The 20,998-nt window shown below is 59.8% G+C and carries 22 protein-coding genes and 1 riboswitch; of the genes, 11 read left to right on the forward strand and 11 right to left on the reverse strand.

Annotated elements, in window-relative coordinates:
* Positions 1-14: 14 nt before the first annotated feature.
* A complete protein-coding gene (locus tag PSH64_RS06750) occupies positions 15-1,082 on the reverse strand; it encodes a putative urea ABC transporter substrate-binding protein (protein ID WP_305480324.1) in 1,068 nt (355 codons plus the stop codon).
* Positions 1,083-1,144: 62 nt separating this feature from the next.
* Positions 1,145-1,245, reverse strand: a riboswitch (guanidine-I (ykkC/yxkD leader).
* Between the two features lie 280 nt (positions 1,246-1,525).
* On the opposite strand from PSH64_RS06750, the gene PSH64_RS06755 reads away from it, so the two are divergent.
* Positions 1,526-1,762 carry a hypothetical protein gene (locus PSH64_RS06755; protein ID WP_105348311.1) on the forward strand — a complete coding sequence of 79 codons (237 nt, stop codon included), beginning with the start codon at positions 1,526-1,528 and terminating at the stop codon, positions 1,760-1,762.
* A gap of 212 nt (positions 1,763-1,974) precedes the next feature.
* Complete coding sequence (locus PSH64_RS06760) at positions 1,975-2,418, forward strand: hypothetical protein (protein WP_105348147.1); 444 nt, start codon at positions 1,975-1,977, stop codon at positions 2,416-2,418.
* 51 nt (positions 2,419-2,469) lie between these two features.
* Here PSH64_RS06760 and PSH64_RS06765 read toward each other — a convergent pair whose 3' ends face one another.
* Positions 2,470-3,582, reverse strand: coding sequence for an enoyl-CoA hydratase/isomerase family protein (locus tag PSH64_RS06765; RefSeq protein ID WP_305480325.1), 1,113 nt, complete (start codon positions 3,580-3,582; stop codon positions 2,470-2,472).
* Between the two features lie 132 nt (positions 3,583-3,714).
* Here PSH64_RS06765 and ung point away from each other — a divergent pair, with 132 nt between their 5' ends.
* Positions 3,715-4,407, forward strand: coding sequence for a uracil-DNA glycosylase (ung, locus tag PSH64_RS06770; protein ID WP_105348152.1), 693 nt, complete (start codon positions 3,715-3,717; stop codon positions 4,405-4,407).
* Between the two features lie 119 nt (positions 4,408-4,526).
* Here the strand turns inward: ung and PSH64_RS06775 are convergent, their stop codons facing one another.
* From PSH64_RS06775 to PSH64_RS06795, 5 genes are read right to left on the reverse strand one after another with little or no spacing between them, the layout of a single operon-like run.
* Complete coding sequence (locus tag PSH64_RS06775) at positions 4,527-5,567, reverse strand: AbrB family transcriptional regulator (protein WP_305480326.1); 1,041 nt, start codon at positions 5,565-5,567, stop codon at positions 4,527-4,529.
* A complete protein-coding gene (locus tag PSH64_RS06780) occupies positions 5,560-7,074 on the reverse strand; it encodes a tripartite tricarboxylate transporter permease (protein WP_095051496.1) in 1,515 nt (504 codons plus the stop codon). The genes PSH64_RS06775 and PSH64_RS06780 overlap by 8 nt, the downstream gene beginning before the upstream one ends.
* 1 nt (position 7,075) lies before the next feature.
* Positions 7,076-7,534: a tripartite tricarboxylate transporter TctB family protein gene (locus tag PSH64_RS06785; protein ID WP_105348158.1), complete on the reverse strand. Its 459-nt coding sequence runs from the start codon at positions 7,532-7,534 to the stop codon at positions 7,076-7,078.
* A gap of 58 nt (positions 7,535-7,592) precedes the next feature.
* Positions 7,593-8,570 carry a tripartite tricarboxylate transporter substrate binding protein gene (locus tag PSH64_RS06790; protein ID WP_018926791.1) on the reverse strand — a complete coding sequence of 326 codons (978 nt, stop codon included), beginning with the start codon at positions 8,568-8,570 and terminating at the stop codon, positions 7,593-7,595.
* Between the two features lie 39 nt (positions 8,571-8,609).
* Entirely contained in the window at positions 8,610-9,902 is a 1,293-nt protein-coding gene (locus PSH64_RS06795) for an OprD family porin (protein WP_105348161.1), read from the reverse strand.
* A 234-nt stretch (positions 9,903-10,136) separates the two neighbouring features.
* Here PSH64_RS06795 and PSH64_RS06800 point away from each other — a divergent pair, with 234 nt between their 5' ends.
* Complete coding sequence (locus PSH64_RS06800; RefSeq protein ID WP_105348163.1) at positions 10,137-10,808, forward strand: response regulator; 672 nt, start codon at positions 10,137-10,139, stop codon at positions 10,806-10,808.
* Positions 10,801-12,189 carry a sensor histidine kinase gene (locus PSH64_RS06805; RefSeq protein WP_105348165.1) on the forward strand — a complete coding sequence of 463 codons (1,389 nt, stop codon included), beginning with the start codon at positions 10,801-10,803 and terminating at the stop codon, positions 12,187-12,189. Before PSH64_RS06800 ends, PSH64_RS06805 begins: the two co-directional genes overlap by 8 nt.
* Positions 12,190-12,314: 125 nt before the next feature.
* On the opposite strand, the gene PSH64_RS06810 is transcribed toward PSH64_RS06805, so the two are convergent.
* Both PSH64_RS06810 and PSH64_RS06815 read right to left on the reverse strand, forming a co-directional pair.
* Positions 12,315-13,136 carry an HDOD domain-containing protein gene (locus PSH64_RS06810; protein WP_105348167.1) on the reverse strand — a complete coding sequence of 274 codons (822 nt, stop codon included), beginning with the start codon at positions 13,134-13,136 and terminating at the stop codon, positions 12,315-12,317.
* Positions 13,137-13,171: 35 nt separating this feature from the next.
* Complete coding sequence (locus PSH64_RS06815) at positions 13,172-14,113, reverse strand: folate-binding protein YgfZ (RefSeq protein ID WP_305480327.1); 942 nt, start codon at positions 14,111-14,113, stop codon at positions 13,172-13,174.
* Between the two features lie 149 nt (positions 14,114-14,262).
* Here PSH64_RS06815 and PSH64_RS06820 point away from each other — a divergent pair, with 149 nt between their 5' ends.
* Both PSH64_RS06820 and PSH64_RS06825 read left to right on the forward strand, forming a co-directional pair.
* A complete protein-coding gene (locus PSH64_RS06820; RefSeq protein WP_007898624.1) occupies positions 14,263-14,517 on the forward strand; it encodes a succinate dehydrogenase assembly factor 2 in 255 nt (84 codons plus the stop codon).
* A complete protein-coding gene (locus tag PSH64_RS06825) occupies positions 14,501-14,953 on the forward strand; it encodes a protein YgfX (protein ID WP_305480328.1) in 453 nt (150 codons plus the stop codon). The genes PSH64_RS06820 and PSH64_RS06825 overlap by 17 nt, the downstream gene beginning before the upstream one ends.
* Here PSH64_RS06825 and nadB read toward each other — a convergent pair.
* Positions 14,922-16,538, reverse strand: coding sequence for an L-aspartate oxidase (nadB, locus tag PSH64_RS06830; RefSeq protein WP_105348175.1), 1,617 nt, complete (start codon positions 16,536-16,538; stop codon positions 14,922-14,924). The genes PSH64_RS06825 and nadB overlap by 32 nt on opposite strands.
* 556 nt (positions 16,539-17,094) lie before the next feature.
* Here nadB and rpoE point away from each other — a divergent pair.
* Genes rpoE through PSH64_RS06845 form a run of 3 tightly spaced genes read left to right on the forward strand, consistent with a single transcriptional unit; the run spans position 17,095 to position 19,265 of the window.
* On the forward strand, positions 17,095-17,676 hold the full coding sequence (rpoE, locus tag PSH64_RS06835; RefSeq protein ID WP_003172477.1) for an RNA polymerase sigma factor RpoE: 582 nt from the start codon (positions 17,095-17,097) through the stop codon (positions 17,674-17,676).
* Positions 17,677-17,706: 30 nt separating this feature from the next.
* On the forward strand, positions 17,707-18,294 hold the full coding sequence (locus PSH64_RS06840) for a sigma-E factor negative regulatory protein (RefSeq protein WP_105348177.1): 588 nt from the start codon (positions 17,707-17,709) through the stop codon (positions 18,292-18,294).
* Positions 18,295-18,302: 8 nt separating this feature from the next.
* The gene (locus PSH64_RS06845) at positions 18,303-19,265 is read left to right on the forward strand and encodes a MucB/RseB C-terminal domain-containing protein (protein WP_105348180.1); all 963 of its coding nucleotides are present in this window, start codon (positions 18,303-18,305) and stop codon (positions 19,263-19,265) included.
* A 5-nt stretch (positions 19,266-19,270) separates the two neighbouring features.
* Here the strand turns inward: PSH64_RS06845 and PSH64_RS06850 are convergent, their stop codons facing one another.
* The gene (locus tag PSH64_RS06850) at positions 19,271-19,477 is read right to left on the reverse strand and encodes a hypothetical protein (protein WP_105348182.1); all 207 of its coding nucleotides are present in this window, start codon (positions 19,475-19,477) and stop codon (positions 19,271-19,273) included.
* A gap of 34 nt (positions 19,478-19,511) precedes the next feature.
* On the opposite strand from PSH64_RS06850, the gene PSH64_RS06855 reads away from it, so the two are divergent.
* Entirely contained in the window at positions 19,512-20,939 is a 1,428-nt protein-coding gene (locus PSH64_RS06855; RefSeq protein WP_105348185.1) for a DegQ family serine endoprotease, read from the forward strand.
* Positions 20,940-20,998 lie beyond the last annotated feature (59 nt).

Consider the following 20,998-nt stretch of genomic DNA (forward strand, 5'->3'; position numbering starts at 1 on the left):
CTAGTCCTCCGTTGTTACAACGTGGAGTCGGCTGCCATCTGTACGAAGCTCGGATCGAAGCGCAGCTTGAGGTTGGCCTTGTCGCCGCTGGTCACACCATTGGCGAACGCCATGCCGACCGCGCTGGTGTCTTTGGCGCCTTCACCCAGCAAGCCGTGCTGGAAGGAAAACTCGGCCACCTTGCGCATCGTTTCCGGTAGCTGCTTGCTGGTGGAGAACGCCAGGGCTTCTTTGGGCGTGGCGAACAGTTTGGTGGTGTCCAGTTGCGCCTGGAAACCGGCCAGGTTGGTGCCCGAGGCTTTGGCCATGTGTTCGAGCGCGGCTTGGCTGGCGGCGTTTTTCGCATTCATCAACTCGACCACTTCGAACCAGGCGCCGGTCAGGGCTTTACCCAGGGCCGGGTTGTCTTTGAGGGTGGCGCTGTTGACCACCATCATGTCCATGATTTCGCCGGGGATCTGGCTGGAGTTGAACACTTCGGTCACGCCGGGCCTGGCCTTGATGTCCGACAGCATCGGGTTCCAGGTGGTGACGGCATTGACTTGTTCGGTGTTGAACGCGGCCGAGATGTCGGCGTCGGAGGTGTTGACCACTTTCAGGTCTTTCTCGGTGAGATCCACCGAATCCAGAGCACGGGCCAACAGGTAGTGGGACACCGAGAGTTCCACCAGATTGACGTCCATGCCCTTGAGGTCAGCGACTTGCTTGCCTTCGCCTTTGAGCACGATGCCGTCGTTGCCGTTGGAGAAATCGCTGACGATCAGCGCCGTGCTGTCGACGCCACCGGCCGCCGGAATGGTCAGCGCATCCATGTTGGTCATGGTGCAGCCGTCGAACTGGCCGGCGGTGTATTGGTTGATCGATTCGACGTAGTCGTTGAGCTGCACCACATCGATTTTGATGCCGTACTTTTTCGCCCATTTGTCGACGATGCCCTGGCTGCCGGCATATTCCCAGGGCATCCAGCCGGCATAGATCGTCCAGCAAACGCTGAAATGGTCTTTCTGTGCGGCCTGGGACGAGACGCTCACGAGGGCTGCAAAAGCAGCGGCGAACAGGACGGGTAAACGAAGTCGGGACATGGGATGGTTCTCCAGTTGATCAAGGGCGGACAGGAAGGCAGCAGCACCGCGAACGGTGGCTTGTCTCCCGGGCTTTTGTCCCGCCGTGTAACCTCAACTGGAGGTCGCCAACTCTCGGACCAGTCACTCGCCTAAGCGAGCCGGAACCCTAGTCAGCCATTGCAAATTTTGGTGCCGCGAACCTGTGATGACTCCTGCACGCTTTTGCTTAAGCGAGAGCCGTGCCAAGTTGGCTGGAGCGCTCTGGCTGGGGCATGGAGGGGAAGGAGAGATCAACGGGACAGGGTGCTTTGCCTTGTCATGGTGCGCTGCGTATGGATATGCACCGTAGAAGGACGGCTAGCCGCTGATCTGACGGTCGCCGCGCACTGGCACTCGGTTCCGGTTTTAAAGTCAAAACAGGTGTGACTCGAGTGCTGTTGCAGGTCTTTCAGGAGGCCTCCATGTTCTGTCAGAAGAAGCTCCGCCAAATACTGCTCAGTGTGTTTTTTGGTTTGGGTCTGTCCGGCTGTTACTACTACGTAGGTGGCGCCGATGTTTATCCGGCACCTTATTACTACCCCGGCTATTACTACTCACCTTACTACTACGGCGGCCCACGCTTTTACGGGGGGTATCGCTACTATTATTTCAGTGGGCCTCGCCATTACCACGGCGATCACGGTCGCGGGCATCGTTAACCGGCTCATGAGTACAACGGCGCGTCCGGCTGACGGAGGCGCCGTTTTCTTTTGGGCAGGATGAAAAACCTTTCATCGGCTACTTGTTTCGGCGTGTTACAGAAACGCACCAGATCCCGATTTCACTGTCTGATCTTTCGACAGTCGCCGAACAATTGACTGTCGCCTGCCAGCGTCGCTGGTACGGCTCACTCGCGGTCCAGGAGGCCGCCATGCTCTGTCGAAAACAGATCCAACAAATTCTGCTGATCGTTCTATCGGGATTGTCTCTTGGTGCATGCGTACCCTATTCCGATGGCGACAGCTACTACCGCTCGGATGTCTACACGTCCCCAGCGCCGTATTACTCCGATGGTGGTTACTACACAGCGCCGCGCAGGTATTACTCGCCACCTGCACGGTATTACCAGCCATCGCCACGGTATTACTACCAGCCGCGGGTTTATCAACCGGCGCCGCGCTATTACGACTACCGCGCCAACCAGAATCGCGGATGGGACCGTCATGACCGCGGTGGTTGGGATGGTCGTCGCGACGGTTGGGATGGTCATAGTCGCGGCAACTGGAACGATGACTCTCGGGGTCACAGTGGGCGGGATCACCGTGGCGGAAGAGGCGATCATGGCGACAACGATGGCCGAGGCGGTCGTCGCTAATTCCTCAATAAAAAGCGGCGCATGAAGCGCCGCTTTTTTTGTGCCCGGATTTCAGTATTCCGACAGATCCGCCAACGGATGCCGACCTTCCCAGACCTTGTGAAAATGCGCTTCCACCGCCGCCTCCGGCACCGTGTTGATATCCGGCCAGTGCCAGTGAGGTTTCTGGTCCTTGTCGATCAACCGCGCGCGAACGCCCTCGCTGAACTCAGGATGACGGCAGCAATTGAGGCTCATGGTGTATTCCATCTGGAAGACTTGAGCCAGCGACAGGTGCCGGGCGCGGGCGATCTGTTCCCACACCAGATGAGCGGTCAGGGGCGAGCCTTCCGTCATGGTGCAGGCGGCACGACTGAGCAGCGGGTCTTTATGAACGCGCAGCGCACTGATGGCCTTCCAGGCACAACGGACGTCGCTGACATCCAGCAGTTCGTCGATCTGCTGGCGTCGCGGCAGCCATTGGGCTTCGGGCATTTGCCCCACTGCCTCCTGTTGCAAGGCCTTGAGCAGGCTGTTGAGCTGCATGGCGGTCTGTTCCTGCCAGTTCAATTGCAGCAAACCTTCGATCAGCTCTTGCTGTTGCTTATCGAGCAAAAAGCGATCGGCCAGGTCCAGATCGATTGCATCACGACCGTTCATCCGGGCGCCGGTCAGGCCGAGAAACAATCCGAGCTTGCCGGGCAACCGCGACAGAAACCAACTGGCGCCGACGTCCGGGTACAAACCGATACTGATCTCCGGCATCGCCAACCGGCTGCTCGGCGTGACGATCCGAGTGCTTGCCCCTTGCAGCAGCCCCATGCCGCCGCCCAGAACATAACCATGACCCCAGCAGATCAACGGTTTCGGGTAGGTGTGCAGTTTGAAGTCGAGGCGATATTCTGCCGCAAAGAAGTGCGCAGCCAGGGGGGGTACTTCCCCGGGATGGGCGCGACACGCTTCCACCAGGCTGCGAACTTCACCGCCGGCGCAAAAGGCCTTGTCGCCATTGCCGCGCAGCAGCACGCAAACGATCTGTGGTTCCTTGGCCCAGGCGTCCAGTTGATCGCGCAAGGCGTTGATCATCGGCAAGGAGAGGGCGTTGAGAGACTTTTCGGCATCCAGGCTGGCGATGCCGATGCGTGCGCCGTCGGTGCCGGTGAGTTCTTCGAAGTGCAGATTCATCGTGACCTCGATCGGGAATTTGAGCGTTCAGTATGATCGCTCTATAGGAAAGTGCCGGATCTGCGTCAGATCAATTGACAAGCGTGATGGGCTTTCCTAGGGTTCGCCCCATTGTTTTTGCCGGATGTAACCATGACTGCTGACGACCGTATCAAACTCGAACCGGGCTGGAAGGAGGCGCTTCGTGCCGAATTCGACAAGCCCTACATGGCAGAGTTGCGCACTTTCCTGCAACAGGAACGCGCGGCGGGCAAGGAGATCTATCCGCCAGGACCATTGATTTTCAACGCGCTCAATTCCACGCCGCTGGACAAGGTCAAGGTGGTCATCCTCGGGCAGGACCCTTACCACGGCCCCGGCCAGGCCCATGGGCTGTGCTTTTCGGTGCAACCGGGCGTACCGGCGCCGCCGTCGCTGGTGAACATCTATAAAGAGTTGAAACGCGACCTGAACATCGACATCCCCAATCATGGCTACCTGCAGAGTTGGGCGGAGCAGGGCGTGTTGATGCTCAATACCACCATGACCGTGGAGCGGGCGAATGCCAACGCCCATGCGGGCAAGGGCTGGCAGCACTTTACCGATCGGATTATCGAAGTGGTCAGCGAACACCGGCCACATCTGGTGTTCCTGCTGTGGGGCGCGCATGCCCAGAGCAAGCAGAAACTCATCGACGCTACCAAGCATCTGGTGCTGACTTCGGTTCACCCGTCGCCGCTGTCTGCCTATCGGGGGTTCCTTGGCTGCGGGCATTTCAGCCGGGCGAACAAGTTTCTTGAGCAGAATGGCGAGACGCCGATCGAGTGGAGATTGCCGCCGGTCTGATGTGTTGACCGGGAGGGTCCTTTCGCGAGCAAGCCCGCTCCCACATTAGACCGTGTATGCCTGGACAGCTCGGTCTAATGTGGGAGCGGGCTTGCTCGCGAAGAGGGCGACTCGGTCTATCAGACTGAATCCGGCTCCCGGTTCCAATACCGAAACAACGGTTCCGCCAGAAACAGTACAAACAGCAACCGCATCACCTGCATCGCCGTCACCAATGGCACCGACAGTTGCAAAGTCTCTGCCGTCAGGCTCATCTCGGCGATCCCTCCGGGCATCATGCCCAAGGTCAGCGAGCGCAGATCCAGATGGGTCAGCGCACTCAAACCCAACGCCGCCAAAGTTGCGATCAACATGGTCAAGACCGTGCCGAGCAGGGTTCGGCCCATGAACGACGGTGCCCGCCGGAAGAACTGCCGATTGAAGTGACACCCCAACCCGCTGCCAATCAACCACTGGCCAATCTGACTGCCGCCGTTGGGCAGACCGATGTGCAGGTCCCAGGCAATGCTCACCGTCGCACTCACCAGCAACGGCCCGAACAGCCAGGGGTTGGGTTGCCGCAGGCGCTGCCAGATCCAGGCGGCAAGGGCGCCGGCCGGGAACAGAAGGGCCAGCCACCACCAGTTGACGGTCGTTGGATGCAAGACCGGCGCTCCGTCGCCCAACAGATATTTGAACGCCGCCGGCACACACAGCACCACCACCAGCACCCGCAAACTTTGCCCCGCCGCGACACGGCTGAGCACCGCACCGTTACGGGCACCGAGGTTGACCATCTCCCCGGAGCCACCGGGCATGCTGGAAAAGAACGCCGTGGCACGATCTTCGCCGGTACGCCGCATCAACCAGACCCCGACCACCGCGGACAGGCTGGTAACCAACGCACCGAAGAAGATCAGACCGAAGTGGCTCAGCACCTGCTCCATCACCACCGGGGTGAAGTGCAGACCAATGCCGATACCGACGATCCACTGGCCGCACTTGCGCCCGCCAGGGATTTCCGCCAATTGCCAGGGAGTCAGGCAACGCACCAGGATGATCGCCAGTAACGAGCCGACCATCCATGGCAGAGGCCAGCCGATCTGGCTGGCGAGGTAACCGCCCAGCAGACCGACCAGCGGTGTTCCCCACCAGCTTTTGAAGGGGGGACGATCAGACATCGGCGATAGCGCGCCGGGCGACCGAACGTTTGCGCCAGATGCGCAGCAGTGGCATCAGCAACATGATTGCCGTCAACACCCAGCAACCGAACGTGATCGGGCTCGACCAGAGGATTTCCAGTGCACCGTTGGAAATCGACAGGGCGCGACGCAGGTTCTGTTCCATCAAACCACCGAGAATGAAGCCCAGCAGCACTGGCGACAACGGGAAGTCCAGCTTGCGCAGGATGTAGCCGAAGATGCCGATGCCGATCATCAGGAACAGGTCGAAGGTGGTGGCGTGTACGGCGTAGACGCCGATCCCGGTGATGATCGCGATCACCGGCACCAGTGCCCAGTTCGGCACGGCGAGGATGCGGGTGAAGATGCGGATCATCGGGATGTTGAGGATCACCAGCATCACGTTGGCGACGAACAACGACGCGATCAGGCCCCAGACGATGTCCGGTTGTTGCTGGAACAGCAGCGGGCCCGGGGTGATGTTGTACAGCGACAGTGCGCCGATCATCACTGCCGTGGTACCCGAGCCCGGAACACCAAGGGTCAGCATCGGCACCAAAGCACCACAGGCTGCGCCGCCGATGGCGGTTTCCGGAGCCGCGAGGCCACGCATATCGCCTTGGCCGAACGTGCCCTTGGCGCCGGCGATACGTTTCTCGGTCATGTAGGCCACCGCGCTGGCCAGCGTCGCGCCGGCACCCGGCAACACGCCCATGATGAAGCCCAGCAAACCGCAACGGATGTTCACCACGAACACCGCCGAAGCCTCTTTGAAGTTGAACATCATGCGCCCGGTGGCTTTCACCGCTTCCTGGCCACGGTGGGTTTTTTCCAGCAGCAAGAGGATTTCGCTGATGGAGAACAGGCCCAATACCAGCACGACGAACTGAATGCCGTCCGTCAGATGAATGTTATCCCCGGTGAAACGGTATACGCCGCTGTTGGCATCGATGCCGACGCTCGACAGAAACAGACCGATCAGCGCTGCAATGAAGGTCTTGAGCGGTCGGTCGCCAGCCATGCCGCCGAGACAGACAATCGCAAACACCATCAGCACGAAATACTCCGCCGGCCCGAAGGCAATCGCCCATTTCGCCAGCAGCGGGGCGAACAGCACCATGCCGCAAGTCGCGATGAAGGCACCGATGAACGAACTCCACGCCGACAGCGACAGCGCTACACCGGCCAGGCCCTTGCGAGCCATCGGGTAACCATCGAGGGTGGTCATGACGGTGGAGGCTTCACCCGGAATGTTCAACAGGATCGAGCTGATCCGGCCGCCGTATTCGCAACCCAGGTACACCGCCGCCAGCAGGATCAATGCCGACTCCGGCGGCAGGCCGAGGGCGAACGCGATGGGAATCAGCAACGCCACGCCGTTGATCGGGCCCAGGCCCGGCAGCAGGCCAACCACCGTGCCGATGAGGGTGCCGCACAGTGCGGTCACCAGGTTGTACGGGCTCAGCGCGACGCCGAAGCCCTGACCCAAATAGCCAAGAGTATCCATATCAGTTCTCCAGAACGTCGAGCACGCCCAGTGGCAGTGGCACGTCCATCACCTTGTCGAACAGCAGATAAAGACCGATGGCCATCAGGCTGATGATCACCGCGCTGGGCAGCCAGCGGCCGCCATACAGGCGTGCCATCGGGACCCCGATCAGAATGCTGGCGACGATGAAACCAAGGGGTTCGAAGGCCCCGGCGAACACCAGCAACAGCGCCACGCAGATGCCGATCTTGATCAGGGTTTCGCGGTCCAGTTTCGGGTCGTCATCGCTGTGCACGATCGGCGCCGGCCGAAACACCATGTACAGCAAGGCCAGGCCCATCAGGCCGAGCATCAGCAGGGGGAAGGCGCGAGGCCCGACCGGTTCGTAGGAAAAAGCCGCTTGATACGGCCACGCCATCAGCGCCAGGCCGACACAGGCCAGCAACAGCACCGAAGCGAAAATGCGTTGTATAAGCATGGGGAACTCCTGGGCCACGACCCCGAGAACCGGGGCCGCAGCCGCTAGACAGAGGCGATCACTGGATCAGGCCGAACTCTTTGGCCAGCACTTTGTAATCCGCAACTTGCTTCTTCACGTAGGTGTCCAGCTCCGGGCCGGTCATGGCGAACGGGAACAGTTCACGCTGATCGCGCAGCTTGGCGAAATCCTCGGAGGCCAGCAGCTTGTCGAAGGCGTTTTTCCACCAGGCGTAGTCTTCGTCGCTGACTTTTGGCCCGAGGTAGAAACCGCGAACCACCGGCCAGACGATGTTGTAGCCTTGCTCTTTAGCCGTCGGAATGTCTTTCATTTCCGGCTCGTCCAGGCGTTTTTCGGAGAACACCGCCAGCAGACGCATATCCCCGCTCAGGATGTGTGGCATGGAGTCGGAGATGTCGGTGCTGCCAACCTGGATGTGGCCGCCGAGCAGGGCGGTGGCGATTTCACCGCCGCCTTCGAGGGCGACGTAACGCAGGTCGCGCGGGTTGATCCCTGCGGCCTTGGCGATCAGGGCGGTTTGCATCCAGTCCTGGCTGCCGACGGTACCGCCGGAGCCGATCACCACTGAGCTTGGGTCTTTCTTCAGGGCTTTGACCAGATCGTCCAGGGTCTTGTAGGGCGAGTCGCTTTTCACCGCGATGGCGCCATAACTGGTGCCAACGGCGGCCAGCCAGCGTACCGCGCTTTCATCGAAACGCCCGAATTTGCCTTGGGCCAGGTTCAACAGCGAACCGCTGGACCAGGCCACCAGCGTACCGGCATCGGCCGGGCGCTGAGCGACCACCGCGTTGTACGCCACCGCGCCGACACCGCCGGGCATGTAGGTCACGCGCATTGGTTTGGTCAGCAGCTTTTCGTTGACCAGCGCGCTTTGCGCCAGTTTGCAGGTGAGGTCGAAACCACCGCCCGGCGAGGCCGGGGCGATGCATTCCGGGCGTTTGGGTTCGGCCAGCAATTGGCCGGCGAACAGCATGATGCCGGTGGCCAGAGCAACTTTACGCAGTGATAGGTTCATTCAAGTCTCCTTAAGAGTTTTTGTTATGGACGTACTGAATTACCAAAGGGCAACGCTATAGCTCACCAGCAGACGCACTTCATCGGCATCGCGAGCGGAGTAGTTGGAGCGGTAGGTGGCATTACGCAGGCGTACGGCAACGTCCTTGAGGGCACCGCTTTGTACGACGTATTTGATCTCGGTGTTGCGTTCCCACTCTTTGCCTTCGTCACCGTTCTTGAGCTTGATGTTGTCGCCGCTCACGTAACGGCTCATGAAGCTCAGGCCGGGAATGCCGAGTTTGGCAAAATCATAGTCGTAACGTGCCTGCCAGGAGTGTTCTTCGGCGCCGGCAAAGTCATTGATCTGCACGAAGTTGACCAGGTACGGATCGCTGCCATCGACGTAGGGGAAGGCGCTGTCACCGGACATGCGCTGATAGCCGGCGCTGAGTTTATGCCCGCTCAAGGCGTAGCTCACCATCCCGTTCAGGGATTTGTTGTCGATCTTGCCGCCACGGGCCGCGCCTTCGTCGTCACTGATGGCAAATCGCAGGTCGGTACCGAAAGTGCCGGGGCCGAACGGTTGCGAAGCGACAACACCGAGGAAGTGCTGGTTGTAGACTTCATCGAGTTGAGCGAAGTGGTAGCTGCCGGTGATCTTGTCGGTGAACTTGTAGTCCACGCCGCCAAAATCAAAATGCTTGCCGGCCACGGTGCCGGCGAAGCGGCTGTTTTTGTTGTTGAGGGCGATGTCCTCGAAGTCGGTGCTGTCGCGGTCCTTGGCTTTCTCCAGACGCCCGCCGGTGAAGGTCAGGTTCTTGATCTCTTTGGAGGTCAGCATGCCGCCTTCAAAGGTCTGCGGCAGAATGCGGCCGTCGTTGGGCTTGAGGATCGGCAGTTCCGGAATCAGGCTGCCGATTTTCAGTTCCGTGGCGGAGATCTTCACTTTGCCGGTCAGGCCGAGCTTGGAATACTCGTTCGCCGCGCGCCCGTCGTCATGGGTCGGCAGCAGACCGGTGCCGGTGCGATCCGGACTCGAATCGAGTTTTACCCCCAGCATGCCCAGTGCATCGACACCGAACCCCACGGTGCCGTCGGTGTAACCCGATTGCAGATTGAGCATGAACCCCTGGGCCCATTCGTCCCGCTTGGATTGCTGGGCGCTGGTGCCGTCGCGAAAGTCGCGGTTGAAATACATATTGCGGGTTTCGAAGGTTGCCTTACTGTCTTCGAAGAAGGCAGCCTGGCTCAACGGCGAAAAACCGGCGAGGGCGGCGGCGCTGACAAGGGCGGTGTGGCTGAGGCGGGAAAAACGAGCAGGCGGGCAAGCCTGAAGCTGCATGGACAGCATGGTGACATACTCCGTTTATTGTTCTTATTGGCGAAAACGCTTCAAGGCGTTTTTCGTATCGCTGTGTGCGGCAGCGACGGCAGTCGAAACTGTCCGTGGCTGGACTCTAACCGGCCAACCTTTCGCTAACCTTTCAGCTGACTTTCACGGTTTTCGGGCTTCACAGCGGCGGATGCGGCTGTAAACTCCGCGCCAAAGAATGGCGTCGACCATCCCTGAATGAGGTAAAGATCCATGCGTGTTCTGCTCGTCGAAGACCATCTGCAGCTTGCCGAAAGTGTCGCCCAGGCGCTCAAGAGCACTGGCCTGACCGTGGATGTGCTGCACGACGGCGTGGCGGCCGACCTGGCCTTGAGCAGCGAGGAATACGCCGTGGCGATCCTCGATGTGGGCCTGCCGCGCATGGATGGTTTCGAAGTGCTGGCGCGCTTGCGGGCCCGGGGCAAGAACCTGCCGGTACTGATGTTGACCGCCCGCAGTGACGTCAAGGACCGGGTCCATGGCCTGAACCTCGGCGCCGACGATTACCTGGCCAAACCTTTCGAACTGACCGAACTCGAAGCCCGGGTCAAAGCCTTGCTGCGCCGTAGTGTGCTCGGCGGCGAACGTCAGCAGACCTGTGGCGTACTGGCTTACGATCTGGACACCCGGCGTTTTACCCTTGGCGAAGAACTGCTGACCCTGACTTCCCGCGAGCAAGCCGTGCTCGAAGCCCTGATCGCCCGTCCCGGTCGGGTGATGAGCAAGGAGCAACTGGCCGCTCAGGTCTTCGGCCTGGACGAGGAAGCCAGTCCCGATGCCATCGAAATCTACATCCACCGCTTGCGCAAGAAACTCGACGGTCAACCGGTGGCGATCGTGACTTTCCGTGGCCTTGGCTATTTGCTGGAAAGCCGCGATGCATAAGCTCAGCAGCCTGCGTTGGCGGTTGCTGTGGAACCTCGCGCTATTGCTGGTGGTGTTGATGCTCGCCAGTGGTTTGAGCGCGTACTGGAATGGTCGCGAAGCCGCCGACACCGCTTATGACCGGACCTTGCTGGCCTCGGCCCGGACCATCGCCGCAGGCCTGTCCCAGCGCGACGGCAGCCTCAGCGCCAACGTGCCTTATGTGGCCCTCGATACGTTCGCCTACGACAGCGCCGGGCGGATTTTTTACCTGGTCAACGACATCAATCAGAAGCTGATCTCGGGCTACGAAAACCTGCCGGCACCGCCGCCGGGAACGCCACGTACCGATGATTATCCGGCGCTGGCGCGTTTCTATAACGCCACATATCAAGGACAGAACGTGCGGGTGGTCAGCCTGCTCAAAGCGGTCAGTGAGCCGAACATGAACGGCATGGCGGAAATCCGCGTGGCGGAAACCGATGAGGCGCGGGTCCGCATGGCGCGCAGCCTGATGGCCGACACCTTATTGCGTCTGGGCATGCTGGCGATCGGTGCGCTGCTGCTGGTGTGGTTTGCGGTCAGTGCCGCGCTGCGTCCGCTGGAACGCTTGCGCACGGCAGTGGAAGAGCGGCAGCCCGATGACTTGCGGCCCTTGCCGCTGGTGGAAGTGCAGCACGAGTTGGGGCCGCTGGTGCGTGCGCTCAATCACTTTACCGAGCGCTTGCGCGGGCAGTTCGAGCGTCAGGCGCAGTTCATCGCCGATGCCGCCCATGAACTGCGCACGCCGTTGGCGGCGCTCAAGGCACGACTCGAGCTGGGCTTGCGCTCGAACGAACCGCAAGTCTGGCGTAGCACCCTGGAAACCGTCGCCCAGGGCACGGATCGCCTGACCCATCTGGCCAATCAATTGCTCTCGCTGGCACGGGTCGAGAATGGCGCCCGGGCCATCGCCGAGGGCGGTGCGCAGCTGCTCGACCTCAGTCAGTTGGCCCGTGAACTGGGCATGGCCATGGCACCACTGGCCCATGCACGTGGCGTGGCACTGGCGCTGGAGGCCGACGAACCGGTGTGGATGCGTGGTGAGCCGACGCTGCTGAACGAGCTGTTGAGCAATCTGGTGGACAACGCGCTGGCGCATACGCCGCCGGGGGGCAATGTGATCCTGCGGGTCACGGCGCCGGCGGTGCTGGAGGTCGAGGACGATGGGCCGGGAATTCCTCTCGAAGAGCGGGAGTTGGTGTTCGAACGGTTTTACCGGCGCAATCAGCAGGTGGCTGGATCGGGATTGGGGCTGGCGATTGTCGGCGAGATCTGCCGCGCCCACCTGGCGCAGATCAGCCTGCACGATGGCGAGTTGGCGGGGCTGAAGGTGCGGGTGAGTTTTATTGCGGGGGAGTGAGCACACTCACACCTGTGGAGAGAGGCTTGTTGTGGCGAGGGGGCTTGCCCCCGTTGGACTGCGCAGCAGTCCCTTCTTGGGGACGCTTCGCAGCCCAACGGGAGCAAGCCCCCTCGCCACAGAAATCAGTAAAACATCGACCGCGACTCTTCCAGATCCTTGTACATCGCCTCGTTGTCCGGATCGATCCCCAGCTTCTTGAAGGCCGGGACGCTGAATGGGTCGATACGGGCCAGTGGATGATCGCTGTCCTTGTGGCAGTACAGGCTGGCCACTTGCACCAGATCGACATAGTCGACCCGCTCCGATTGCCGCTTGAAATCCAGATACCGCCCCGGCAGTTGCACCAGCATTTCCGGGAACTCCCAGACCCTGAGCAATTTATCGCCGAGCAGCGGATGAATGCGGTCGATCACATGGTTGAGGCTGACCGGGTCCGAGAGCAATTCATAGTGATCCTCGGCGTAGGTCAGGATCGGCAGCACGCCAATCTGGTGTACCAGCCCGCCGAGCGCTGCCTGATCAGGCTTGAGTTGAGTGTAACTGCGGCACAGCGCATAGCTGACGCCGGCGATTTCCAGGCTTTTGCGCCAGACTTCACGCATTTTCTGCTCCACCACTTCGGAACGGGCGTTGAAGATCTGTTCCATCACCAGGCCGATGGCCAGGTTGCTGCTGTAATTGACCCCCAGCCGGGTGATGGCCGTGTGCAGGTCAGTTACTTCCTGGGTCGCGCGCAGCAGCGGGCTATTGACCACTTTGATCAGCCGCGCCGACAGCGCGGTATCGCGGCCAATCACTTTGCTCAGGGTGCTGACACTGATTTCCGGGTCTTCGGCGGCCTTGCGAATCTGCAGGGCCACTTCCGGTAGTGTTGGCAGAACCAGGTCATCATTATCGATGGCCTCAACCAAATCCTGTTGGACCTTATCCGCCAGCTCGCTCATTTCTTTTCTCTAGGGTATTGCGACAAATGCTGCTGTTAACGCTGGATTTCGCGATCACGATCCAGTTGGTAAGGCAGGTCGAGCATATGCAGGCCCGGGCCTTCGAGTGCGCCAAGGTGCAGGTTGCCATCCTCTGCAGCTTCGGCTTGCAGCACGGCCAGGAGTTCAATGTTTTGTTCGGCGCGAGCAGCGATCACCACTTCACCGATCGAACTGCCGTGAGTGGGGGAGAACAGTTGGGTGCCGGGTTCGGGCAGTTCACTGCCTTCCAGTTGCAAGCGGTATAGACGGCGCTTGAGTTTGCCCAGGTATTGCATGCGCGCGACGATTTCCTGGCCGGTGTAGCAACCTTTCTTGAAGCTCACGCCGCCGACGGCTTGCAGGTTGAGCATCTGCGGGATGAACAGCTCGCGGGTGCCTGGCATGACTTGACCGATGCCGGCGCGGATCTGGCCCAGCAGCCATTGATTCAGATCGCCTTCGGCCAGCAGGGCGGACAGCTTGCCCTTGATGGTGGCGGCCTGCTCGGTGCTCACCCAGAGTTCAGCGCGCTCAGGCGATACGCGAATCGCGATCAAACCGTCATTGCGCACCACGCTGTCGGTGTCTGGCGGTAGCGCCAGGCCCAGGCTGGCCAGTGCCGCATCGCCATGCTCAAGGCCAAAACGAACCCAGCCGGCACTTTCATCGGTGAGTTTCGACTTGGAGAACACCGCGTACTTTTTCAGGTCCGCCAGTTGCGGCTCCAGCAGTTCGCTGGCCATCGCCATGAGCACACCGTCGCCTTCCAGCAGAATGCGGAAACTCGACTGCATCCGGCCTTTCTGCGTGCAGCGTGCGCCCAGGCTGGCCTGGGTGTCGCTCAGGTAATTAAGGTTGCAAGTCAATTGGCCTTGCAGGAATTTGCTGGCATCCGCGCCGCGTACCGCGAGAACGCCTTCGTGAGACAGGGTGCAGAAAAAAGCAGAATCGGCCATGGGTCATCGCAGGGTAAAGAGTCCGAGGGACATCATAAGGGGGCGCCCTTGAAATGGGTAGTTCACAAAGGATCGTCGATGCCCGACCAAAGCCGACTGTTCGGCTCGCCTCGGGGCTGTATACTTGCGGCCTATTTGAGGAGCGCTCCATGGTCGAAGATGTTGAACTCAATCGCCTCTACTGGCACAGCCGCCGCGGCATGCTCGAGCTTGACGTGTTGTTGGTGCCCTTTGTGAAAGAGGTTTACCCGCACCTCAACGAGGTTGATCGCGCTTGCTATGTCAGGCTGCTCGAATGCGAAGATCAGGACATGTTCGGCTGGTTCATGGAACGCGCCGAATCGGAAGATCCGGAGCTTCAGCGCATGGTTCGCATGATCCTGGATCGTGTCCAGCCCAAGTAACGCGTTCGAATGCCGCTGGCATGCCTCACGGCAGTTGCTGGCGGTCTATGTTCTTGCCCAGCTGTTCGCGCTGGGTTCGCTGTTTCTTCTCTCGATGCCGCTCTGGGCCAATCTGCTCGGCGTTGCATTGTGCGTGGCTCACAGCATCTGGGCATTGCCGCGACAGATTCTGCTCACGCACCCACAGGCCTTTCGCGGCTTGCGTCGCGATGCCGATGGCTGGCAGTTGTGGAATCAGGCGCAGGGCTGGCAACCCGTGCAGCTACGGCCGGATAGCCTGGCGCTGCCGCTGATCGTGGTGCTGCGCTTTCGTCTGCAGGGCGAGCGGCGGGTCAGGGCGATATGCGTGCCACGGGATTCGCAGGCGGCGGATGTGCACCGACGCCTGCGGGTCCGGCTCAAGTTCAGTCGGCGTAGGTGGGCGGCACCAGAATAGTGTCCAGCGCGACCGGCAGCAGGTTCGGGTAGTCGAGGGTGTAATGCAGGCCGCGACTTTCCTTGCGCTCCATGGCTGACCGGATCATCAGGTCGGCTACCTGAGCCAGGTTCCTCAGCTCGATCAGGTCTCGGCTCACTTTATAGTTGCTATAGAACTCGTCGATTTCGTCCAGCAACAACTGCACTCGGTGCTGGGCTCGTTGCAGGCGCTTGTTGGTGCGCACGATGCCCACGTAGTCCCACATGAAGCGCCGCAGTTCGTCCCAGTTGTGCGCGATGATCACATCTTCGTCCGAATCGGTGACCTGGCTGGCATCCCAGACGGGCAGGGCGGTCGGAATCGGCACCTCCGGCAATTGCTCGAGAATGTCCGCCGCCGCCGAACGGGCATAAACGAAGCATTCCAGCAGCGAGTTGCTGGCCATGCGGTTGGCGCCATGCAGGCCGGTGAAGCTGGTTTCACCTATCGCATACAGGCCCGGCACATCGGTGCGGCCCCGCTGATCGACCATCACGCCGCCGCAGGTGTAGTGCGCCGCCGGCACCACCGGAATCGGTTGTTTGGTGATGTCGATGGAGAATTCCAGGCAGCGTTCATAGACCGTCGGGAAGTGCGTCTTGATGAAGGCTTCGGGTTTGTGGCTGATGTCCAGGTAAACGCAGTCGATACCCAGGCGCTTCATCTCATGGTCGATGGCGCGGGCGACGATGTCCCGTGGTGCCAGCTCGGCCCGTGGATCGAAGCGCTGCATGAAGCGTTCGCCGTTGGGCAGCTTCAGGTGCCCGCCTTCACCGCGCAGGGCTTCGGTGATCAGGAAACTCTTGGCTTGCGGGTGATAGAGGCAGGTCGGGTGGAATTGGTTGAACTCCAGGTTCGCCACCCGGCAGCCCGAACGCCAGGCCATGGCGATGCCGTCTCCGCAGGCGCCGTCGGGGTTGCTGGTATAGAGGTAGACTTTCGCCGCTCCGCCCGATGCAAGGATGACAAAGCGCGCGCCGTAGGTATCGACTTCGCCGGTGCCACGGTTGAGCACATAGGCGCCGAGGCAGCGGTCGCCTTCAAGACCCAGGCGCTTTTCGGTGATCAGATCGATCGCGACCCGCTGTTCCAGCAGTTCGATGTTGGGGCGCTGTTTGGCCTGGTCGAGCAGGGTTCTGAAGATCGCCGCGCCCGTGGCGTCGGCGGCGTGGATGATGCGCCGATGGCTGTGACCGCCTTCGCGGGTCAGGTGAAATTCGAAACCACCGTCTTCGGTGCCGGACTGTTCATCGCGGGTAAAGGGTACGCCTTGGTCGATCAGCCATTGAATGGCTTCTCTGCTGTGCTCGACAGTAAAGCGCACGGCGTCTTCATGGCACAGGCCACCGCCGGCGTTGAGGGTGTCATCGACGTGGGATTCGACGGTATCGGTGTCATCCAGAACGGCGGCGACACCGCCCTGGGCCCAGAAGGTCGAGCCATTGGCGAGGTCGCCTTTGCTCAATACGGCGATGCGCAAATGATCGGGCAAGGTCAGTGCAAGGCTCAAGCCGGCAGCACCGCTGCCAATTACCAGAACATCGTGTTGAAACTGTTGGCTCATTTCAGGATTCCGCTCAAAGCGACCCGGGTCGGGGGTGGCGCTGGACATCTGGATCGGCAAGTCAAGACAACCACACAGCCCACTAGTATATAGAGGGGGGGAGCGGCACAATAGCCGGGCCCACATGGCATTGTGAAACTACAGTGACGGAAAAGACTGGACGCTTCGTCGGAAGTTTTTTTCAGCGCTTCGACGACAAGACGACTGTATCGTGGATTTAACAGTCTTTTTCTCTTCACGGTTGCACAATGTCGGTTTCGGGTGGCTATAAATATGGAACTTTTGCCAAAGGCTCAAGATCAATAGACGGTTGCCTGAAACAAGGGACAGTGTCGGCTTCGGTGCGGGACTTGCGGTTAGGTCCTTGCTACCGAATCCGATGACAAGATTATTCGCGCAGCCGGGGTTTCCCGCGCTGCGCTTTTCGTGCGTGCCAAATCAGAGCCCGCAGGAAACTTGCTTGGAGGGGAGAACTTTTGCGAAAAGCCCGAGTCTATGTTTGCAAGTCTGGTCGTTCAGTAATGCAAGCCTCCTTCGAGCTTATCGAGGAGTGTTCATGCTAACCCAGGAAGAGGATCAGCAGCTGGTCGAACGCGTTCAACGCGGCGACAAGCGAGCTTTCGATCTGCTAGTGCTGAAATACCAGCACAAAATTCTCGGGTTGATCGTGCGTTTCGTGCACGACACCCATGAAGCCCAGGATGTCGCACAGGAAGCCTTTATCAAGGCGTACCGTGCACTTGGTAATTTTCGCGGAGACAGCGCGTTTTATACGTGGCTTTACCGTATCGCCATCAACACGGCGAAAAACTATCTGGTTTCACGCGGCCGTCGGCCGCCGGATAGCGATGTCAGTTCCGAGGATGCAGAGTTCTACGATGGCGATCATGGCCTCAAGGATCTCGAGTCGCCAGAACGTGCATTGCTGCGGGATGAGATCGAAGGCACCGTCCATCGAACCATTCAGCAACTGCCAGAAGATTTGCGTACGGCTTTAACTTTACGTGAATTCGATGGTCTGAGTTACGAGGACATTGCCAGCGTCATGCAGTGTCCGGTGGGTACCGTGCGCTCCCGGATTTTCCGCGCCCGGGAGGCCATCGATAAAGCCCTGCAGCCGTTGTTGCAGGAAAACTGAGACAGCGGCGACAGCCAAGAGAGGAACGCCATGAGTCGTGAAGCCCTGCAGGAATCGCTGTCCGCAGTGATGGATAACGAAGCGGACGAACTGGAATTGCGTCGGGTGTTGAATGCCTTCGACGATGTTGAAACCCGCGAAACCTGGGCTCGTTACCAGATCGCTCGGGCAGTCATGCACAAGGACCTGCTGCTCCCTCGTCTGGACATCGCTGCGGCAGTTTCTGCTGCGCTGGCTGACGAAGCCGTACCGGCAAAAGCCTCTCGCGGTCCATGGCGCAGCCTGGGTCGTCTGGCAGTCGCTGCTTCGGTGACCATTGCCGTGCTGGCAGGTGTACGTCTGTACAACCAGGACGAGATCGCTGGTGTCGAACTGGCTCAGCATTCGAATCAGCCGGGTCTGACCACTCCTCAGATCAAGGGTCCCGCTGTATTGGCAGGCTACAATGAGAGTTCGGACGCCACTGGCCCTATGGCCAACGGCGTATTGCAAGGGCAGCCAGGCTGGCACGATCAGCGTCTGCCAGGTTACTTGCGCCAACATGCTCAACAGGCTGCACTGAAAGGTACTGAGAGCGCTCTGCCTTACGCTCGTGCAGCAAGCCTGGAAAACCGTTAAGGAGGATCATGCGCGCCATACCTCTACTTACGCTTCTGCTCAGTGGCTGGTTTATTGTTCCAGCCCACGCCGATGAAGCCCAGGACTGGCTGAAGCGTCTGGGACAGGCCGAGCAAACGCAGAGCTTTCGCGGTACTTTCGTCTACGAGCGTAACGGTAGTTTTTCTACCCATAACATCTGGCATCGCGTCCAGGATGGCAAGGTCCGCGAGCGTTTACTCCAGCTCGACGGCTCGGCACAGGAAGTCGTGCGCATTGATGGGCATACTCAATGCGTCAGCGGCACCCTGATAGCAGGGCTGGGGGACTCACCCAACTCCGCCGCTCGCGCACTCGATCCACAAAAGCTGAAGAATTGGTATGACCTTGCCGTCATCGGCAAGTCGCGTGTGGCCGGGCGTGCCGCGGTGATCGTCTCGTTGACGCCCCGCGATCAGCACCGCTACGGTTTTGAGCTGCATCTGGACAAGGAAACCGGCTTGCCGTTGAAGTCATTGTTGCTCAATGACAAAGGGCAACTGCTGGAGCGGTTCCAGTTCACCCGGCTGGATACTGCCGAGGTGCCTTCCGACAGCGATTTGCAGGCAGGTTCTGATTGCAAGCCCATCAACCTCGACAGTGACAAGGCTTCCGCCGTCAAAACTGCGCAGGTCTGGCATTCGGACTGGTTACCCCCAGGTTTTGAGCTGACCAGCAGTACCTCTCACAAGGATCCGGATACCAAAGTCCAGGTCAACAGTCTGATGTTTGACGACGGTCTGGCCCGATTCTCGGTGTTTCTTGAGCCATTGAATGGGGCAACAGTCACCGACACACGTACCCAACTGGGGCCGACAGTGGCTGTGTCCCGTCGCTTGACCACTCCGCAAGGTGAAATAATGGTGACCGTGGTCGGTGAAATACCGATTGGCACCGCCGAACGGATCGCGCTGTCCATGCGCAACGAAGCAGCAGCTACCAGCAAGCAATGAGCTGATCAGCCATGCTGCTCAATCGGGTCTGGATGGTTCGGGAGGTTGGCAATGGCTGTCCCGGCGTTGATGTCTGGAAATGTTTTGCCGAGCATTTTCATTTGCAAATATCCCGAAATTTTTTTATAGGTCAGAGCCTCTCGGCTCTGGCCTTGTTTGTTGTTCCCGGAACAAAAATACCGGCGTATCGTTTCCGGTGTTCCTTGCTCCATATCGCTTAACCATGCTCGTCGTAACGGGAGCCGTATGTCGATACCACGCTTGAAGTCTTATCTCTCCATTTTTGCCACCGTGCTGGTGCTCGGTCAGGCGGTCGCTGCGCAAGCGGTCGAGTTGCCTGACTTCACACAACTGGTCGAGCAGGCCTCGCCCGCGGTAGTGAACATCAGTACCACCCAGAAGTTGCCGGACCGCAAGGTCTCCACCGAGCAAATGCCTGACCTTGAAGGTTTGCCGCCAATGCTGCGTGAATTCTTCGAGCGTGGCATGCCGCAGCAACGCTCGCCTCGTGAGGATCGCCAGCGTGAAGCGCAGTCCCTAGGTTCGGGTTTCATCATTTCGTCTGATGGCTACATCCTGACCAACAACCATGTCATTGCCGATGCCGACGAGATTCTCGTGCGCCTCGCCGATCGCAGTGAGTTGAAGGCCAAGCTGATCGGCACCGATCCGCGCTCCGATGTTGCCTTGCTGAAAATCGAAGGCAAAAACCTGCCAGTTCTGAAACTTGGCAAATCGCAGGACCTGAAAGCCGGTCAGTGGGTCGTGGCCATCGGTTCGCCGTTCGGCTTTGATCACACCGTGACTCAAGGCATCGTCAGTGCCATCGGTCGCAGCCTGCCAAACGAAAACTATGTGCCCTTCATCCAGACCGACGTGCCGATCAACCCGGGCAACTCCGGTGGTCCGCTGTTCAACCTGGCCGGTGAAGTTGTCGGTATCAACTCGCAGATCTACACCCGTTCCGGCGGCTTCATGGGGGTTTCATTCGCCATCCCGATCGATGTGGCGATGGACGTATCCAATCAGCTGAAAAGCGGTGGCAAAGTCAGCCGTGGCTGGTTGGGCGTAGTGATCCAGGAAGTGAACAAGGATCTGGCCGAGTCGTTCGGTCTTGAGAAACCGGCCGGTGCGCTGGTGGCTCAGATCCAGGATGACGGTCCTGCGGCCAAGGGGGGCCTGCAAGTGGGTGACGTGATCCTGAGCATGAACGGTCAACCGATCATCATGTCCGCAGATCTGCCGCATTTGGTGGGCGCGTTGAAGGCTGGCTCGAAAGCTGATCTCGAAGTGATCCGCGAAGGCAAACGCAAGAACGTCGAGCTGACTGTCGGGGCTATCCCGGAAGAAGGCAAAGAGCTGGAAGCGTTGCCTAAGTCCGGCGTTGAGCGCAGCAGCAATCGCCTGGGCGTTTCCGTGGCCGAGTTGACCGATGAGCAGAAGAAAACCTACGACCTCAAAGGTGGTGTGGTTATCAAGGAAGTTCAGGACGGTCCTGCAGCCCTGATCGGCTTGCAGCCGGGTGATGTGATCACTCACCTGAACAACCAGGCTATCGGCTCCACCAAGGAGTTCACCGAGATTGCCAAGGCGCTGCCGAAGAACCGCTCGGTGTCGATGCGGGTTCTGCGCCAGGGGCGCGCCAGCTTCATCACCTTCAAACTGGCTGAATAATCCGGTTGTCGGCTGAATAAAAAACCGCCTCGAAAGAGGCGGTTTTTTTGTGTCCGGTT

Source organism: Pseudomonas sp. FP1742, from assembly GCF_030687145.1.
GTDB lineage: Bacteria > Pseudomonadota > Gammaproteobacteria > Pseudomonadales > Pseudomonadaceae > Aquipseudomonas > Aquipseudomonas frederiksbergensis_D.

Excerpts from the sequence above, each read along its gene's own strand:
- PSH64_RS06755 (WP_105348311.1), top strand. The coding sequence starts at position 1,526 with ATGTTCTGTCAGAAGAAGCTCCGCCAAATACTGCTCAGTGTGTTTTTT.
- PSH64_RS06840 (WP_105348177.1), top strand. The coding sequence starts at position 17,707 with ATGAGTCGTGAAGCCCTGCAGGAATCGCTGTCCGCAGTGATGGATAAC.
- PSH64_RS06805 (WP_105348165.1), top strand. The coding sequence starts at position 10,801 with ATGCATAAGCTCAGCAGCCTGCGTTGGCGGTTGCTGTGGAACCTCGCG.
- PSH64_RS06815 (WP_305480327.1), bottom strand. The coding sequence starts at position 14,113 with ATGGCCGATTCTGCTTTTTTCTGCACCCTGTCTCACGAAGGCGTTCTC.
- PSH64_RS06780 (WP_095051496.1), bottom strand. The coding sequence starts at position 7,074 with ATGGATACTCTTGGCTATTTGGGTCAGGGCTTCGGCGTCGCGCTGAGC.
- PSH64_RS06845 (WP_105348180.1), top strand. The coding sequence starts at position 18,303 with ATGCGCGCCATACCTCTACTTACGCTTCTGCTCAGTGGCTGGTTTATT.
- PSH64_RS06850 (WP_105348182.1), bottom strand. The coding sequence starts at position 19,477 with ATGGAGCAAGGAACACCGGAAACGATACGCCGGTATTTTTGTTCCGGG.
- PSH64_RS06790 (WP_018926791.1), bottom strand. The coding sequence starts at position 8,570 with ATGAACCTATCACTGCGTAAAGTTGCTCTGGCCACCGGCATCATGCTG.
- rpoE (WP_003172477.1), top strand. The coding sequence starts at position 17,095 with ATGCTAACCCAGGAAGAGGATCAGCAGCTGGTCGAACGCGTTCAACGC.
- PSH64_RS06765 (WP_305480325.1), bottom strand. The coding sequence starts at position 3,582 with ATGAATCTGCACTTCGAAGAACTCACCGGCACCGACGGCGCACGCATC.
- PSH64_RS06810 (WP_105348167.1), bottom strand. The coding sequence starts at position 13,136 with ATGAGCGAGCTGGCGGATAAGGTCCAACAGGATTTGGTTGAGGCCATC.
- PSH64_RS06820 (WP_007898624.1), top strand. The coding sequence starts at position 14,263 with ATGGTCGAAGATGTTGAACTCAATCGCCTCTACTGGCACAGCCGCCGC.
- PSH64_RS06750 (WP_305480324.1), bottom strand. The coding sequence starts at position 1,082 with ATGTCCCGACTTCGTTTACCCGTCCTGTTCGCCGCTGCTTTTGCAGCC.
- PSH64_RS06775 (WP_305480326.1), bottom strand. The coding sequence starts at position 5,567 with ATGTCTGATCGTCCCCCCTTCAAAAGCTGGTGGGGAACACCGCTGGTC.
- nadB (WP_105348175.1), bottom strand. The coding sequence starts at position 16,538 with ATGAGCCAACAGTTTCAACACGATGTTCTGGTAATTGGCAGCGGTGCT.
- PSH64_RS06785 (WP_105348158.1), bottom strand. The coding sequence starts at position 7,534 with ATGCTTATACAACGCATTTTCGCTTCGGTGCTGTTGCTGGCCTGTGTC.
- PSH64_RS06800 (WP_105348163.1), top strand. The coding sequence starts at position 10,137 with ATGCGTGTTCTGCTCGTCGAAGACCATCTGCAGCTTGCCGAAAGTGTC.
- ung (WP_105348152.1), top strand. The coding sequence starts at position 3,715 with ATGACTGCTGACGACCGTATCAAACTCGAACCGGGCTGGAAGGAGGCG.
- PSH64_RS06855 (WP_105348185.1), top strand. The coding sequence starts at position 19,512 with ATGTCGATACCACGCTTGAAGTCTTATCTCTCCATTTTTGCCACCGTG.
- PSH64_RS06795 (WP_105348161.1), bottom strand. The coding sequence starts at position 9,902 with ATGCTGTCCATGCAGCTTCAGGCTTGCCCGCCTGCTCGTTTTTCCCGC.
- PSH64_RS06760 (WP_105348147.1), top strand. The coding sequence starts at position 1,975 with ATGCTCTGTCGAAAACAGATCCAACAAATTCTGCTGATCGTTCTATCG.